This window comes from Streptomyces sp. Edi4 (assembly GCF_040253615.1).
GTDB lineage: Bacteria > Actinomycetota > Actinomycetes > Streptomycetales > Streptomycetaceae > Streptomyces.
In genome coordinates, this window is the sequence record NZ_JBEJGY010000004.1 from 6,702,025 (window position 1) to 6,716,084 (window position 14,060).

At 70.7% G+C, this 14,060-nt stretch carries 14 protein-coding genes; 13 read left to right on the plus strand and 1 reads right to left on the minus strand.

The window, feature by feature from the left end; genetic code table 11:
* Window positions 1-46 precede the first annotated feature (46 nt).
* The 5 genes from ABR738_RS32200 (at window position 47) to ABR738_RS32220 (ending at window position 3,957) form a co-directional block, all read left to right on the plus strand.
* Window positions 47-472, plus strand: coding sequence for a DUF6278 family protein (locus tag ABR738_RS32200; RefSeq protein ID WP_350233451.1), 426 nt, complete (start codon window positions 47-49; stop codon window positions 470-472).
* A 283-nt stretch (window positions 473-755) separates the two neighbouring features.
* Entirely contained in the window at window positions 756-1,499 is a 744-nt protein-coding gene (locus tag ABR738_RS32205; protein WP_350233452.1) for an amino acid ABC transporter ATP-binding protein, read from the plus strand.
* 19 nt (window positions 1,500-1,518) lie between these two features.
* Window positions 1,519-2,424 carry a glutamate ABC transporter substrate-binding protein gene (locus ABR738_RS32210; RefSeq protein ID WP_350233453.1) on the plus strand — a complete coding sequence of 302 codons (906 nt, stop codon included), beginning with the start codon at window positions 1,519-1,521 and terminating at the stop codon, window positions 2,422-2,424.
* Window positions 2,425-2,431: 7 nt separating this feature from the next.
* Window positions 2,432-3,076 (plus strand): amino acid ABC transporter permease, encoded by a 645-nt coding sequence (locus ABR738_RS32215; RefSeq protein WP_350233454.1) that lies wholly within the window; start codon window positions 2,432-2,434, stop codon window positions 3,074-3,076.
* Window positions 3,073-3,957 carry an amino acid ABC transporter permease gene (locus ABR738_RS32220; protein WP_350233455.1) on the plus strand — a complete coding sequence of 295 codons (885 nt, stop codon included), beginning with the start codon at window positions 3,073-3,075 and terminating at the stop codon, window positions 3,955-3,957. Before ABR738_RS32215 ends, ABR738_RS32220 begins: the two co-directional genes overlap by 4 nt.
* 203 nt (window positions 3,958-4,160) lie before the next feature.
* On the opposite strand, the gene ABR738_RS32225 is transcribed toward ABR738_RS32220, so the two are convergent.
* On the minus strand, window positions 4,161-5,387 hold the full coding sequence (locus ABR738_RS32225; protein ID WP_502964175.1) for a L,D-transpeptidase: 1,227 nt from the start codon (window positions 5,385-5,387) through the stop codon (window positions 4,161-4,163).
* 224 nt (window positions 5,388-5,611) lie between these two features.
* Here ABR738_RS32225 and ABR738_RS32230 point away from each other — a divergent pair, with 224 nt between their 5' ends.
* From ABR738_RS32230 to ABR738_RS32265, 8 genes are all read left to right on the plus strand, one after another.
* On the plus strand, window positions 5,612-6,772 hold the full coding sequence (locus tag ABR738_RS32230) for a lipid II:glycine glycyltransferase FemX (RefSeq protein ID WP_350233456.1): 1,161 nt from the start codon (window positions 5,612-5,614) through the stop codon (window positions 6,770-6,772).
* Between the two features lie 47 nt (window positions 6,773-6,819).
* Window positions 6,820-8,463, plus strand: a complete 1,644-nt coding sequence (gene murJ, locus ABR738_RS32235; RefSeq protein ID WP_350234835.1) for a murein biosynthesis integral membrane protein MurJ — start codon at window positions 6,820-6,822, stop codon at window positions 8,461-8,463.
* Between the two features lie 35 nt (window positions 8,464-8,498).
* On the plus strand, window positions 8,499-9,188 hold the full coding sequence (locus tag ABR738_RS32240; protein WP_350233457.1) for a response regulator: 690 nt from the start codon (window positions 8,499-8,501) through the stop codon (window positions 9,186-9,188).
* Window positions 9,185-10,654, plus strand: a complete 1,470-nt coding sequence (locus ABR738_RS32245) for an ATP-binding protein (protein WP_350233458.1) — start codon at window positions 9,185-9,187, stop codon at window positions 10,652-10,654. The genes ABR738_RS32240 and ABR738_RS32245 overlap by 4 nt, the downstream gene beginning before the upstream one ends.
* Window positions 10,651-11,160, plus strand: coding sequence for a hypothetical protein (locus tag ABR738_RS32250; RefSeq protein ID WP_350233459.1), 510 nt, complete (start codon window positions 10,651-10,653; stop codon window positions 11,158-11,160). Before ABR738_RS32245 ends, ABR738_RS32250 begins: the two co-directional genes overlap by 4 nt.
* A 97-nt stretch (window positions 11,161-11,257) precedes the next feature.
* Window positions 11,258-11,860 (plus strand): hypothetical protein, encoded by a 603-nt coding sequence (locus tag ABR738_RS32255; RefSeq protein WP_350233460.1) that lies wholly within the window; start codon window positions 11,258-11,260, stop codon window positions 11,858-11,860.
* A 114-nt stretch (window positions 11,861-11,974) separates the two neighbouring features.
* Entirely contained in the window at window positions 11,975-12,748 is a 774-nt protein-coding gene (locus ABR738_RS32260) for an alpha/beta fold hydrolase (RefSeq protein WP_350233461.1), read from the plus strand.
* Between the two features lie 8 nt (window positions 12,749-12,756).
* Complete coding sequence (locus tag ABR738_RS32265; RefSeq protein ID WP_350233462.1) at window positions 12,757-14,043, plus strand: cytochrome P450; 1,287 nt, start codon at window positions 12,757-12,759, stop codon at window positions 14,041-14,043.
* Window positions 14,044-14,060: the final 17 nt, after the last annotated feature.

Consider the following 14,060-nt stretch of genomic DNA (forward strand, 5'->3'; position numbering starts at 1 on the left):
CGTGCCCCGTAGTGCTACTGACCGTTCAAATGGGAGTGTGGATCGTATGAACTTCCTCCAGAACTGGCGAAGGCGGCACCCGGCCACATCCGTGGCGGCGATCTACCGGGAGGACCCGCAGGGCGTCGCGGAGGTGCTTTCCGAGTGCGAGCTGCTGCGCACCAGGGCCTGGCAGAACAGCCTCGAACTCGACGACTCCCCGGCGTCATTGGGCGCGCTCGACCAGCTGACCCCGCGCTGGCGCGAGGACCCGGAGGAGCTGCCCTGGCTCGGCAACGACGCGGGCCTGTATCTGGGCACCGTCATCGTGCGTACCGTCCCGGGCGCGAGCTGGGACGTGTGGCCCAGCGGCCAGCCGGTGGTGCGCCTGGCCTCCGGCCGGGAGATCGACGTGGTGGACGCGGGTCTGACCTGGGCGGCGACCGGCGCCCCCGAGCTGTTCCAGATCTACGCCGAGGCTTCGGAGGCCTGAGCCGAGCGTGCCCCCGGTCGCCCCGGTCGCCCCGGTGCTTTCCGTTTCCCCCGCCGCTTCCGTTGCCCCGACTGCTCCAGTCGCCCCAGTCGCCCCAGTCGCCCCAGTCGCCCCAGTCGCCCCAGTCGCCCCGGCGCGGCCCGCTCGTCCGTCGCGCGACCGCGCGGAACGGCGTGGCCAAAATACGGTTTATGCCCTATTCGCGCGTGTCGAGGTGAAGTCCCTTACCGGGCTGGATAGTTTGCGCTGACCTCGGCACAGCGATGAATGGGCAGGACAGCGTATGGCCGTCGATCCGTTGATCGAGCTGCGTGATGTCAACAAGTACTTCGGGGCGTTGCACGTCCTCCAGGACATCAATCTCACCGTCGGACGCGGGGAGGTGGTGGTGGTCATCGGCCCGTCCGGCTCGGGCAAATCGACGCTCTGCCGGACGATGAACCGGCTGGAGACGATCGAGTCGGGCTCCATCGCGATCGACGGCAGACCGCTCCCCGCGGAGGGCAAGGGCCTGGCCCAGCTCCGCGCCGAAGTGGGCATGGTCTTCCAGTCCTTCAACCTCTTCGCGCACAAGTCCGTCCTCGCCAATGTCTCGCTGGCCCAGACGAAGGTCCGCGGCCGCAAGAAGGAGGAGGCCGACAAGCGCTCCCACGAGCTCCTGGAGCGGGTCGGCCTCGCCTCGCAGGCGCAGAAGCTGCCCGCCCAGCTCTCCGGCGGCCAGCAGCAGCGCGTGGCCATCGCCCGCGCCCTTGCCATGGACCCCAAGGTCATGCTCTTCGACGAGCCCACATCGGCGCTCGACCCCGAGATGATCAACGAAGTACTCGAAGTCATGCGGCAGCTCGCTCGCGACGGCATGACCATGGTCGTCGTCACCCACGAGATGGGCTTCGCCCGGTCCGCCGCCAACCGCGTCGTGTTCATGGCCGACGGACGCATCATCGAGGACCGCACCCCCGACGACTTCTTCACCAACCCGCAGAGCGACCGGGCCAAGGACTTCCTCTCCAAGATCCTCAAGCACTGAACGGGGGGTGTACGCAACGATGATGGCCACACGACGCGCGCTCGTCGCGCTGCTGCTCACCCTGGCCCTTGCCGGGTGCGGAAAGTCGGGCAGCCCGCCGGTCAAGGGCCCCAAGGCCGAACTGCTGCCGCACTACACGGTGGCCAAGAACGTCAGCCTGCCCGGCTCATCGGTGTGGCGGCGCGCCAAGAGCCGCGGCCACCTGGTCGTCGGGGCCAAGGAGGATCAGCCCTACCTCGGCGAGAAGGACCCGGCCAGCGGTGTCTACACCGGCTTCGACATCGAGATCGCCAAGATGATGTCCGCCTCGCTCGGCTTCGACCCGGCCACCATCGAGTTCAAGACGATCGCCTCGGCCAACCGTGAGACCGCGCTCCAGAACGGCCAGATCGACTACTACGTCGGCACCTACACCATCAACGACAACCGCAAGAAACTGGTCGGCTTCGCGGGCCCGTACTACCTGGCGGGCCAGGGCCTGCTGGTGCGTACGGACGAGAACCACCTCACCACGCCCCAGGACTTCGACGGCAAGCGGGTCTGCTCGGCCGCCGGCTCCACCCCGTTCCAACGGATGGAGAAGGAGTACCCGAAGGTCGACATGGTCGCCTACGACACCTACTCGGTGTGCGTGGACAACCTGCTCACCTTCCAGGTCGCGGCCGTCACCACCGACGACACCATCCTGAGCGGCTACGCGGCCAAGGTGCCCAGCGAACTCAAGGTGGTCGGCAGGCCGTTCTCGAAGGAGCCGTACGGCATCGGCGTGCCCAGGAGCGACAACACGCTGCGGTTCTTTCTCGACGACGCCATCGAGGCCCACGAGAAGAACGGCGACTGGAAGAAGGCGTACGCCGCCACGCTCGGACTGTCCGGGCGCCCGCCGGCCCCCGCGCCGCCCATCGACCGCTACCCGGCGAGCTGAGGCCGCAATGGACGTACTCACCAAGAACTTCTCGCTGTACGGCAAGGGTTTCCTCGGCACCGTCGAACTGACCGTCTACGCCTCCCTCCTCGCGCTGGTGCTCGGCTTCGTCATGGCCTCCTTCCGGGTGTCGCCGGTCGGCTCCTTCCGCGCGCTCGGCACGGTGTGGGTGACCGTGCTGCGCAACACACCCCTGACCCTGCTCTTCTTCGCCGTGCTGCTCGGACTTCCGCGCTTCGGCCTGGTGCTGCCCTTCCAGCTCTTCGCGGTGATCGCGCTCGGCTGCTACACATCCGCGTTCATCTGTGAGGCGCTGCGCTCCGGCATCAACACCGTGCCCACGGGCCAGGGCGAGGCGGCCAGAAGCCTCGGGATGACGTTCGGGCAGACCTTGTCGGCGGTGGTGCTGCCGCAGGCGTTCCGCTCGGTGATCCCGCCGATCGGCTCCACCCTCATCGCGCTCGCCAAGAACTCCGCGATCGCCGGGGCGTTCAGCGTGACCGAACTGCTCGGCACCTACAAGACGCTGAGCGAGCTCGGCTACAACATCATCTGGACCTTCGTCTGGATCGCCGTCGGCTACCTGATCATCACCCTCCTCATCAGCGCCGTCTTCAACATTCTCGAAAAGCGCTGGGGAGTCGCCCGATGACCGCGCCACTGGCCACGCGATCCACCGCCCTGTACGACTTCCCCGGTCCCAGGACCCGCCGGCGGCACCTGCTCTACGGAGCCATCTCCACGGCCCTCATTCTCGCCCTGATCGGCTGGGTCCTGTATCTCCTGTTCGACACCGACCAGTTCACCTCCGCCAAGTGGACGCCGTTCGAGTACAAGGGCATCCAGGAGCTGCTGCTGCGCGGGCTCGGCAACACCCTGCGGGCCTTCGCCTTCGCTTCGGTGCTCTCGCTCGCGCTCGGTGCGGTGCTCGCCACCGGACGGCTCTCCGACCACCGGCCGGTGCGCTGGATCGCGACCGTCCTGGTGGAGTTCTTCCGCGCCATGCCCGTCCTGGTGATGATCTTCTTCATCTTCGTGGCGTTGAAGGTGCAGCCGCTGCCCGCTCTGGTGGCCGGCCTCACGCTGTACAACGGCTCGGTCCTGGCGGAGGTCTTCAGGGCCGGGGTCAACTCCGTGGAACGCGGTCAGAAGGAGGCGGCATTCTCACTCGGCATGCGCAAGACGCAGGTCATGACGTACGTGCTGGTCCCGCAGGGGATCAGGGCGATGCTGCCGACCATCATCAGCCAACTGGTGGTCGCCCTGAAGGACACCTCGCTCGGCTACTTGATCACCTATGAGGAGTTCCTGCACGCGGGGAAGCTCATCGCGTCGAATCTCGACTACGATTTGCCGTTCATCCCCGTGGTGATGGTGATCTCACCGATCTACATCGGGATGTGCATGCTGCTTTCCTGGTTCGCCACCTGGATGGCCAGGCGACAGAAGCGCAATCCCAAGACGGAGGCCGTGGACGTCGCCCCGGCCGAACCAGGGACGCTGCTGCCGAGGGGGCCCCTCCAGGGTCCTTGAGGCCCGGGGGGAGTGCAGCAGCTCAGGGGCCATGCCCGCCCGGCAGCAGCCGGTGATCACTTCTCGCGGAGCGGCGCCGTCGTGGATGACGGTCCGCCGCGGGCGAGGAGAAGGTCAGCTGTGTGCCGAGCGGGTTGTGCTCGATGCGGAGCGGGCCCACGTCGTGGAGGTGTGCGACGGGGGCACCGCTCTCGCTCGGCGGCTCAGCCGGCGGCCGGGGCCGCGCCCGGGGCCAGGGCGCTCTTGGCCTTCCACTCGTCGTACGACAGGTTCCACTCGCCGTAGCCGTTGTTGACGGCCTGCGTGCCCTTGGCGTCGGCGCCGACGATCTCGAACGGGTCGCCCACCTGCGCCTCGCCGTAGACGTACTTCGCGTCCGCGTCACTCATGCCGATGCAGCCGGAACTCTTGTTGGCGGAGCCGAAGTAGTCGGCGTTCCACGGCGCGGCGTGCACATACATCCCCGACCAGGTGAGCCGCATCGAGTAGTCGACCATCTTGTTGTAGGAGCTGCCGAGGCCGACGGTCTCGGAGTTCATGTTGATCGTCCCCTCCTTGGCCATCAGGACGGTCTTTCCGCGCCAGGACGCCTTGTCGCCACCGGGGGTGCCCGCCGACACCGGGATGTCCTTGACCAACTGGCCGTCGCGGTACAGCTTCAGGTGGTGGGTGGCCAGGTCGACCTTGGCGATCTGATTCTTCCCGATGGTGAAGTTCGTCCTGTAGTCCTTCACGAAGAAGCCGCCCGCGGCGCCCGAGTCGACGCCGTTGAGGTCGGCTTCAAGGCTCACCTTGGTGCCGGACTTCCAGTAGTCCTTGGGGCGCCAGTCCACCCGGTCCTTGCCCGAGTAGTCCCGCATCCAGCCCCAGGAGCCCTCGGTGTTGTCCGAGGTCGTCACCTTCAGGCGCTGCTCCACCTCGGCCCTGTTCTTGACCGGGTTGTCGAACACGATCGAGACGGGCTGGCCGACACCGACCGAGGTGTCCTTGCCCGGCACCATGCTCACCTTGTTGACCTTGCCGGGCGCCGCCGTGGCGAACGCGGCCCGCGCCGTGCCCCCGGCGGCGTCCTTGGCCTCGACGGCGTAGGAGGTGCCCGGCGCGGCCGGACGCTCGGAGGTCCAGGACCTGCCGTCGGCGGCCACCTTGCCCTCCAGCTTGCCGCCCTTGGTGTCCGTGACCGCGACGCTCGCCAGCTTGCCGTCGGCCAGCGTCACCTTCACCGGCTCGCCCGCCTTGGCCTGCTCACCCGTCAGATTCACCGATATCTCGGTCTTCTTCCCGGCCTTGGGATCCGTCTTTCCCTCACCCGAGGAGGACCCGCCGCCGCCCCCGCACGCCGTGAGCGCGGCGGCGAGCGCCGCCGTCGAGGCGACGGCGGCCAGACGGGCCGGGCGGGACAGGGGGCGATGGCGACGTATACGGCTCAACTGAAAGACCTCCGTTGCACAAGCGTTTTCCGTAGGTGAGAGTCACCAGCGGGACTTCACGTTGCAGGACGCACGGAAGAGCTCCGGGATTCCTCTGTGACAAGGACCGCAGGCCAACGGTCATCGTTTGGTCACATTCGACGCGAGAAGTGGTCATGGACCGCTGTGAGCATCCTGTGCATCCCCGGAGTCCGACGCCGGGGCGCACTTGGGAGGCCACTGACGTGTCCGCACTGCTGGTGACCGGGGCGCGCGACCAGGACGCCGGGGTCCGTACCCTGGACGCCGCCGAGTACCGCTCTTTCATAGCGGGCCGAGCCGACGTCAGTTTTCTGCAATGCCCCTCATGGGCCGACGTAAAGGACCAATGGGTCACCGAAAGGGTCGGATGGTCCCTTGACAACGGCGAATTGACCGGCGCGGCCCAGGTTCTCTACCGGCAATTCCCCGGCACCCGGAAATACTTCGCCTATCTTCCCGAGGGCCCGGTCGCCGACTGGTCCGACCCCGACATCGACCGCTGGCTCCAACCCCTGCTGCGCCATCTGCGCAAGGCGGGCGCGTTCGCCGTACGGATCGGACCCATGCCCGCCTACCGGCGCTGGGACGCCGCCCGCCTCAAGGCATCGACGGGAGCCGGGCGCAGGATCGGCGACGTCCTGGCCACCGAGGTCGATCCGCTCGGCTCCGCCGTCGCCGAACGCCTGCGGACCCGGGGCTGGAAGCGGTGCGGCGGGGACGACGACGGTGAGGCCGACGCACAGCCCCGCCATGTCTTCCGGCTGCCGCTCGCCGGCCGCACCACCGAGCAGCTGTGGTCCGGGCTCAACCAGGAGTGGCGGCGCAACGTGCGCGCCGCCGACCGGGCCGGGGTACGCGTGGTGATCGCGGGGCCCGAGTATCTGCCGGAGTTCTACCGGCTGTTGAGGATCACCGAGGAGCGCGACGGGTTCCGGCTCGGCCGCTCGCTTGCGTACTACGAGCGCCAGTACGAGGCGCTGAACGCCGAACAGCCCGGCCGGATGCGGCTCTACCTCGCCCTCCACCAGGGCGAGGTGCTGGCCGCCCACACCATGATCACGGTGGGTGGCCGGGTCTGGTACCAGACCGGCGCCTCCGCCGACCACCGCCGCGAGGTCCGCCCCAGCAACGCCCTTCAGTGGCAGATGATCCAGGACGCCCACGCGATCGGCGCCGAGGTCTACGACATGCGCGGGGTACCCTCGACGCTCGATCCGCAGGACCGGCCCTTCGGGCTGCTGCGCTGGAAGCTCGGCACGGGCGGCCAGGTCGTCGAGACGCTGGGGGAGTGGGAGACATCCATGGGCGGGACCACCAACAACACGCTGTACCGGGCCTTCCAGGCCTACCTGGCACGCCGGTGACCGCGTCGGCGTCCGCGTCCGCGTCGGCAGCCGTGTCCGCGACCGCCATGCCGCCCGCGCCGCCGGCGAGCAAGGGCTCCGCGCTGCTGCGCAGCAGCGCGCTGATGGCCGCAGGCTCCATCGTCTCGCGCGCGACCGGCTTCGTCCGCTCGGCGGTGATCGCGGCGGCGCTCGGCGTCGGGCTGCTCGGCGACGGCTACGCGGTGGCCAACAACGTCCCCAACATCCTCTACATGCTGCTCATCGGCGGCACCCTCAACGCCGTCTTCGTGCCCGAGCTGGTGCGCGCGGCCAAGGAGCACGCGGACGGCGGTGCGGCCTACACCGACCGGCTCATGACGGCCTGCGCCTGCGCGCTCGTGGTGGCCACGGCGCTCGCCGTGCTCGCCGCCCCGTGGATCGTGCACGGCTACACCGACTACAGCGGCGCCCAGGCCGACCTCACCATCGCGCTGGCCCGCTACTGCCTGCCGCAGATCCTCTTCTACGGACTGTTCACGCTGTTCGGCCAAGTCCTCAACGCGCGCGGCAGGTTCGGCGCCATGATGTGGACGCCGGTCCTCAACAACATCGTGGTCATCGGGGTGTTCGGGCTCTACCTGGCCCTCGCGGCGGGCGGCAGGGGAACCCTGAGCGCGGGCGACGCGAGGCTGCTCGGCTGGGGCACCACGGCGGGCATCGCCGTCCAGGCCCTGGCCCTGGTGCCCGCGCTGCGCTCGGCCGGGTTCCGCTGGCGCCCGCGCTTCGACTGGCGCGGCCACGGCCTCGGCCGACCGCTGAAGTCGGCGGGCTGGGCGGTGCTGCTCATCGTCTCCAACCAGCTCGCCTACTGGGTGGTGACCCGCCTGTCCACCACCGCGGGCGCCGAGGCGGTGCGCGGGGGCGTCGGCGGGGGAGCGGGCTACACCGCGTACACCAACGCCTACATTCTCTGGATGGTGCCGCACGGCATCGTCACCGTGTCCCTGGTCACCGCCCTGATGCCCAGGATGAGCGGGGCGTCGGCCGATGGTGACCTCGCGCGGGTGCGGCGCGACCTGTCGTACGCCCTGCGCACCTGCGCCGCCGTGATCGTCCCCGCGGCCTGCGCCCTGTTCGCGCTCGCGCCCTGGATCCTCGGCTCGGTCTACGAGTACGGCAAGACCGGCGCCGGTGACATCACGGTGATGGCGGGCATGCTCATGGCGTTCGCGCCGGGCCTGATCGCGCTCTCGGGCCAGTACGTCCTGTCGCGCGGCTTCTACGCCCTGGGCGACACCCGCACCCCCTTCCTGCTCAACCTCGTCATCGCCGGGCTCAACGCCGCGCTGACCGCCGTCGCCTATGTCGCGCTGCCCGCGCGCTGGGCGGTGACCGGGATGGCCGGCGCCTACTCGGTGGCGTTCTTCGCGGGGCTCGCCGCCACCGCGACCACCCTCAACCGCAGGCTCGGGGGCGGCTCGCTGCCGCGCTCGCCGGCGGTCCTCGCCCATCTGCGGCTGCTGCTGGCCTGTGTGCCCGCCGGGGCGCTCGGCTACGCGGCGGCCCGCGCCTGCGATCCGTTCGGCAGCGTCGCGGCGGCCGGCGCGGGGTGCGTCGCCCTCGTCGTCGTGCTCGCCCTGCTGGCCCGGCCGCTCGGTCTCACCGACATCAGCGCCGTCCTCGACAAGGTGCGCGGCGGCGGCCGCCGCGGCAGACACCGAGCCCGGTGACGGTACAGACCAACACCCTTGGGATACTGACGCCTATGCCTCGCGTGCTCCTCATCGAAGACGACCCCTCGGTACGCGAAGGGGTCGAACTCGGGCTTCGCCGGCGCGGCCACGAGGTGCGGACGGCCGGGACCGGCGAAGCGGGACTCGCCTCACTCAAGTCCTTCCAGCCCGAACTCGTCCTGCTCGACCTGATGCTGCCCGGCATGAACGGCGTCCAGGTGTGCCGACGGATACGCGAGACCAGCCAGCTGCCGATCATCATGCTCACCGCGCGCGGCGACGACTTCGACGTGGTGATCGGACTGGAAGCGGGCGCAGACGACTACATCGTCAAGCCCGCCCGCACCGAGGTGATCGAGGCCCGCATCCGCGCGGTGCTGCGCCGCCTGGCCGATCCGGTCGTCCGCTCGGGCCCGGAGTTCCACGGCGAGCTCGCCCTTGACCGGGCCGGCCTGAGCGCGGCCAAGAACGGCGAGCGCCTGGCCCTCGCCCCGTCCGAACTGAAGCTCCTGCTGCACCTCGCGGCCTCGCCCGAGCAGGTCTTCAGCCGCCAGCAACTCCTGGAGTCGGTGTGGGAGCACAGCTACCACGGCGACGCCCGGCTGGTCGACGCCTGTGTGCGCCGGCTGCGGCAGAAGCTCGGCGACAGCGCGGGACCCGACGGCGCGCCGCGCTACATCCAGACCGTACGCGGATTCGGCTACCGCTTCGGACCGCTGTGAGGTTCCCGGCCTGCCGCGCCCTGCGTCCGGGTCTGCGCACCCGGCTGATCGCCGCGTTCCTCCTGGTGGCCGCGGTCAGCGCGCTCACCACGGCGGCCCTCACCTACCAGTCGGCCCGCTCGGCCATCCTCAAGCAGGCCCAGGACCAGGCCGTCGAGCAGTTCCGCGAGCAGACAGCCAACGAGTACTTCTCGCTGCCCACCTCCACCCAGGCGCTCCAGAACACCTGCCGCACCCTGGCCAGGGCCGGCAAGCCGCACCCGTGGTTCGTCTTCGCCGAGTACGGCACCCTGCGCGCCTCCTCCACCAACCGGCCCACGTCCACCGTCGTCACCGACGAGCTGCGCCGCCAGACCCACGCCAACGCGCACGGCTCCTTCCAGCGGGTGATCCAGGACGGCACCCCGTATCTGACCATCGGCATGCCGGTCATGTTCGACCGCGGCGTCCTGGGCAACCAGCGCAGCGGGGTCTATCTCTACGCCGTGATGGACCTCAAGACGGAGAGCATCACCATCGACGCGATGGTCTCGGCCGCCAAGAACGGCGCGCTGCCCGCGCTCGCCGTCGCCGTGGTGCCCGCGCTGCTCGCCGCCCGCAGCGTGCTGCGCCCCGTGCGCGATCTGCGGCGGGCGGCGAGCAGCATGGGCAAGGGCAGACTCGACACCCGTATCGAGGTCAAGGGATCGGACGAACTCGCCGAACTGGCCCTGACGTTCAACGAATCGGCCAGCGAACTGGAGCGCTCGGTCCAGGAGTTGCAGAAGGCCGAGGCGCGGGCCCGGCGTTTCGCCTCGGACGTCTCGCACGAACTGCGCACCCCGCTGGCCGGCATGCTGGCGGTGACCGAGGTCCTGGACGAGGACGCCGGCGGACTCGACCCGGACACCGCGCGCGCCGTACGGCTGATCTCGGCGGAGACCGGCAAACTCGCCACCCTCGTAGAGGACCTGATGGAGATCTCCCGCTTCGACGCCAAGGCGGCCGAGCTCAACACCGACGAGGTGGACGTCGGCGAGACCATCGCCAAGACCCTCCAGCGGCGCCACTGGCAGGACCGGGTCGCAACCGAACTCCCGCCCGGCGTACGGGCGATGATCGACCCGAGGCGCTTCGACATCGTGGTGGCCAACCTCGTGGGCAACGCCCTGCGGCACGCCTCGGAGCCGGTGACCGTGCGGCTGCGCCCGGCCGCCGGGGACGGGCCGCTGGTCATCGAGGTCACCGATGCCGGGCCGGGCATCGCCGAGGCCGTGCTGCCGCACATCTTCGACCGTTTCTTCAAGGCGGACGCGGCCCGGACCCGCTCGGCCGGCAGCGGCCTCGGTCTGGCGATCACCCTGGAGAACGTACGCCTGCACGGCGGCACGCTCGGCGCCGCCAACCTGCCCGGCGGCGGCGCCGTCTTCACCGTCGAACTGCCCACCGGTCTCGGCGCGACCGTGCCCGTGGAGGCGGCGCGATGAGGTTCAAGGCCGCCCGGCTCCGCTCGCTGGCCGCCCGGCCCCGCGCCCTGGCCGCGCTCGCCCTGCTGCCCGCGCTGATCGCCGGCTGCGGCATCCAGTCCACCGGTGTGATCGCGGTTGGGGACCCGGCGAGCGCGCGGGCGATGCCGCCCGCCGACGACGGCACGGTGCTCTACTTCGTGGGCCCCGACGGACTGATGCCCGTGGTGCGCGAGGGCCTTGCCAAGCCCCCGCTGCCGCTGCTCTTCGCGGGCCCGAACGCCGACGAACGGGCGGTCGGTCTGCGCACCGAACTCCCTTCGATGAACGGCCCGTTCAGGATGACCGTGGTCGAGGGCGGCGTGACGATCACGCTCGACCAGGACGTCTCCGGTCTCTCCACGCTCGCCCGGCGCCAGATCGCCTGCACCGTCCTGCGCGCGGTGGCGCGCGGCGCGAAGCTGCGGGTGACGCTCCAGGGGAGCGGCCCTGGCGGCCCGCTCGGTCCGCTGGCCTGCGAGGGCTGACCGGGAGCGCTTGCCTCCCTCGCCTCGTTGACCTCAATTCAGTAAACCCGTGGGTAACACTCTGGCGCCGGGGCCGCGGACGGACCAAGCTCTGCGTGTGGAGAATTCAGCCGACGCGGCGCGACCCCTCGCCGCCCCGATCGTCCTGCGGCTGCGGCGCCCCGTGACCTGGGTCCCGCTCGCCGCCCTCGCGGTCACCGTCATCTGGTGGCTCGCCGTCGACTCCGTCCTGGACGGACCCAACGGCGGCGTGGCGGGCTCGGTGATGGCCGTGGCGGGCGTGGCCCTGACGGCCGTCGCCGCCCTCCTCGCGGGCTATCTGCTGCGCCCGCTGCGCATCGAGGTGGAAGCCGACACCTTCACCGTGCGGCTGCCGACCTGGCTCGCCGGGCGCGTCGACTGGGACGAGGTGGACGCGGTGAGCGCGGTCGCCGTGCGGGCCGGCCCGAAAGTGCGTCGCTTCCTCGTGGTCAATCTGCGCTCCCCCGCGCTGCCCCGGGTCAGCCGGCCCCGTGCCATGTACCGGCGGCTCGGGTCCGTGCTCACCCCGGACGGCGGCGCCCACGGGCTCTGCTTCGAGGAGCAGGTCTTCGCCTTCGACGCCGTCGAAGTCCTCGCCCGAGTGAGGCGGTTCGCGCCGGCCGAGGTCACCGTCGAGGACCGTACGGACCGTCCCGGCGGCAGTCCCTGGGAGTTCTGACCGGCTTATTGCCTCGTGGCAGGGCGAGCGCCACCGTGTACGCGTACGTCCCGCACGCCGTCCGTCCCGCCGCGAGCCGTACGCCGACGACCGCCGTCCACAAACGGAGTGCACATGGCCGGATTCACGCTGCCCCACACCCTCCACGGCGACGGCCCGCACCGGGTGGTCGCCGTGCACGGCTGGCTCGCCGACCGGAGCGACTTCGCCGCCGTGCTGCCCGACCTGGACGCCGCCGTCTTCACCTACGCCTTCGTCGACCTGCGCGGCTATGGCGAGGCCAAGGGCGCCCCCGGCGCGTTCACCACGAGCGAGGGCGCCGAGGACATACTGGGGCTCGCCGACCGGCTCGGCTGGCACCGCTTCTCGCTGATCGGGCACTCGATGGGCGGGGCCGTCGTGCAGCGCGTCCTGGCCGCCGCCCCCGACCGGGTGCGGCGCATGGTCGGAATAGCGCCGGTCCCCGCGAGCGGCATGCCGATGGAGCGGGACATGCGGGCGATGTTCACCGCCGCCGCCGAGCAGCCCGCCAAGCGCCGGGCCATCATCGACCTCACCACCGGCGGCAACCGCCCCGACGCCTGGCTCGACCGGATGACCTGGCGTTCGCTGGAGCGCAGCGACCCCAAGGCCTTCCGCGCCTGGTTCGAGTCGTGGGCGGGCGAGGACTTCCACGAGGAGACCGAGGGCTCACCCGTGCCCGCCCTCGCGGTGGCCGGAGCGCTCGATCCGGCCATCAACTCCGCCTTCCTGCGCGGCACATGGATGCGCTGGTACCCGGCGGGCGAACTGGTCGAACTGCCCCTGGCCGGGCACCACCCCATGGACGAGTCGCCGCTGGACCTGATCCGCACGGTCGAGGACTTCCTGCGGGCCGACCATGTCTGATGCCGACCATGTCTGAGGACACCCGCGAGGCCGCCGCGCCCGACGTCTTCGACCCGCGCCGCTACGCGACGGGACCGCCCTACGCCGCCTACCGCGAACTGCGCGATCACCGGTCTGTCTCCTGGCAGGCCGAGCCCGCCGTGCTCGGCTGGCCGGCCGGCCCGGGCTTCTGGGCCGTCACCCGCCACGCCGACGTCGTAGGAGTCCTGAAGGACGCGGGCACCTTCTCCTCCGCCGTCGGCGCCACCCAGATCCGCGACCCCGACCCCGCCGACCTGCCCTTCATCCGGCGCATGATGCTCAACCAGGACCCCGCCGCGGCAGGCGCGCCGGGTGGCGGCGGGGCGGACAAGGACCACGGCCGGCTGCGCCGCCTGGTCAGCCGCGCCTTCACGCCGGGCCGCGTCGAGCGCTTCGAGGCGCAGGCACGTGAGCGGGCCCGCGCCCTGCTGAGAGCCGCGCGCGACGGCGCCGAGGACGGCGTGTGCGACCTGGTCGCCGCCGTCACCGACGACTACGCGCTGCTCAACCTCACCGACCTGCTGGGGGTGCCGCCGGCGGACCGGGGGCTCCTGCTGGAGTGGACCGAACGCGTCATCGCCTACCAGGACCCGGACGAGCCACCGGCCCTCGGCCCCGACGGGCGGCCGGTCAATCCCCGCTCACCCGCGATGCTGGCCGAGATGTTCGCGTACGCCCAGGAGCTCGCCGCCCACAAGCGCGAGCGGCCCGGCGACGACCTCATGACCGCGCTCGCCCACGGCGGGCTCGGCGACGCCGAGCTGGAGATGTTCTTCTTCCTCCTGACGGTGGCCGGCAACGACACGGTGCGCGCCGCCGCGCCCGGCGGGTTTTTGGCGCTGGCCCACCATCCGGACGAATACGTGAGGTTGACGGAGGGTCAGGTGTCAGTCGACGGGGCGGTCGAGGAGCTGCTGCGCTGGCATCCGCCGGTCCTGAGCTTCCGGCGCACCGCACTGCGGGACACGGTGCTCGCGGGCCGGCCCATCGCGGCCGGGGACAAGGTGGTCGTCTTCCACGCCTCCGCCAACCGCGACGAACGCGTCTTCACCGACCCGGACCGCCTGGACCTCGCCCGCACCCCCAACCCGCACGTCTCCTTCGGCGACGGCCCGCACGTCTGCCTCGGCGCCCACTTCGCCCGGCTGCAACTGAGGGTGCTGCACGAGGAGGCGCTGCGCGTGCTGCCCCGCACGGAAGCGGCGGGCCCGCCCCGCCGGCTCGTCTCGAACTTCATCAACGGCGTCAAGGCGCTGCCCCTGCGGGTGAGCTGACGCGATGTCCGGCGCGG

Bases quoted from the DNA above. Each gene is read 5' to 3' on its own strand.
- ABR738_RS32200 (WP_350233451.1), top strand. From the start codon at position 47: ATGAACTTCCTCCAGAACTGGCGAAGGCGGCACCCGGCCACATCCGTG.
- ABR738_RS32265 (WP_350233462.1), top strand. From the start codon at position 12,757: ATGTCTGAGGACACCCGCGAGGCCGCCGCGCCCGACGTCTTCGACCCG.
- ABR738_RS32220 (WP_350233455.1), top strand. From the start codon at position 3,073: ATGACCGCGCCACTGGCCACGCGATCCACCGCCCTGTACGACTTCCCC.
- ABR738_RS32250 (WP_350233459.1), top strand. From the start codon at position 10,651: ATGAGGTTCAAGGCCGCCCGGCTCCGCTCGCTGGCCGCCCGGCCCCGC.
- murJ (WP_350234835.1), top strand. From the start codon at position 6,820: ATGCCGCCCGCGCCGCCGGCGAGCAAGGGCTCCGCGCTGCTGCGCAGC.
- ABR738_RS32260 (WP_350233461.1), top strand. From the start codon at position 11,975: ATGGCCGGATTCACGCTGCCCCACACCCTCCACGGCGACGGCCCGCAC.
- ABR738_RS32210 (WP_350233453.1), top strand. From the start codon at position 1,519: ATGATGGCCACACGACGCGCGCTCGTCGCGCTGCTGCTCACCCTGGCC.
- ABR738_RS32205 (WP_350233452.1), top strand. From the start codon at position 756: ATGGCCGTCGATCCGTTGATCGAGCTGCGTGATGTCAACAAGTACTTC.
- ABR738_RS32215 (WP_350233454.1), top strand. From the start codon at position 2,432: ATGGACGTACTCACCAAGAACTTCTCGCTGTACGGCAAGGGTTTCCTC.
- ABR738_RS32240 (WP_350233457.1), top strand. From the start codon at position 8,499: ATGCCTCGCGTGCTCCTCATCGAAGACGACCCCTCGGTACGCGAAGGG.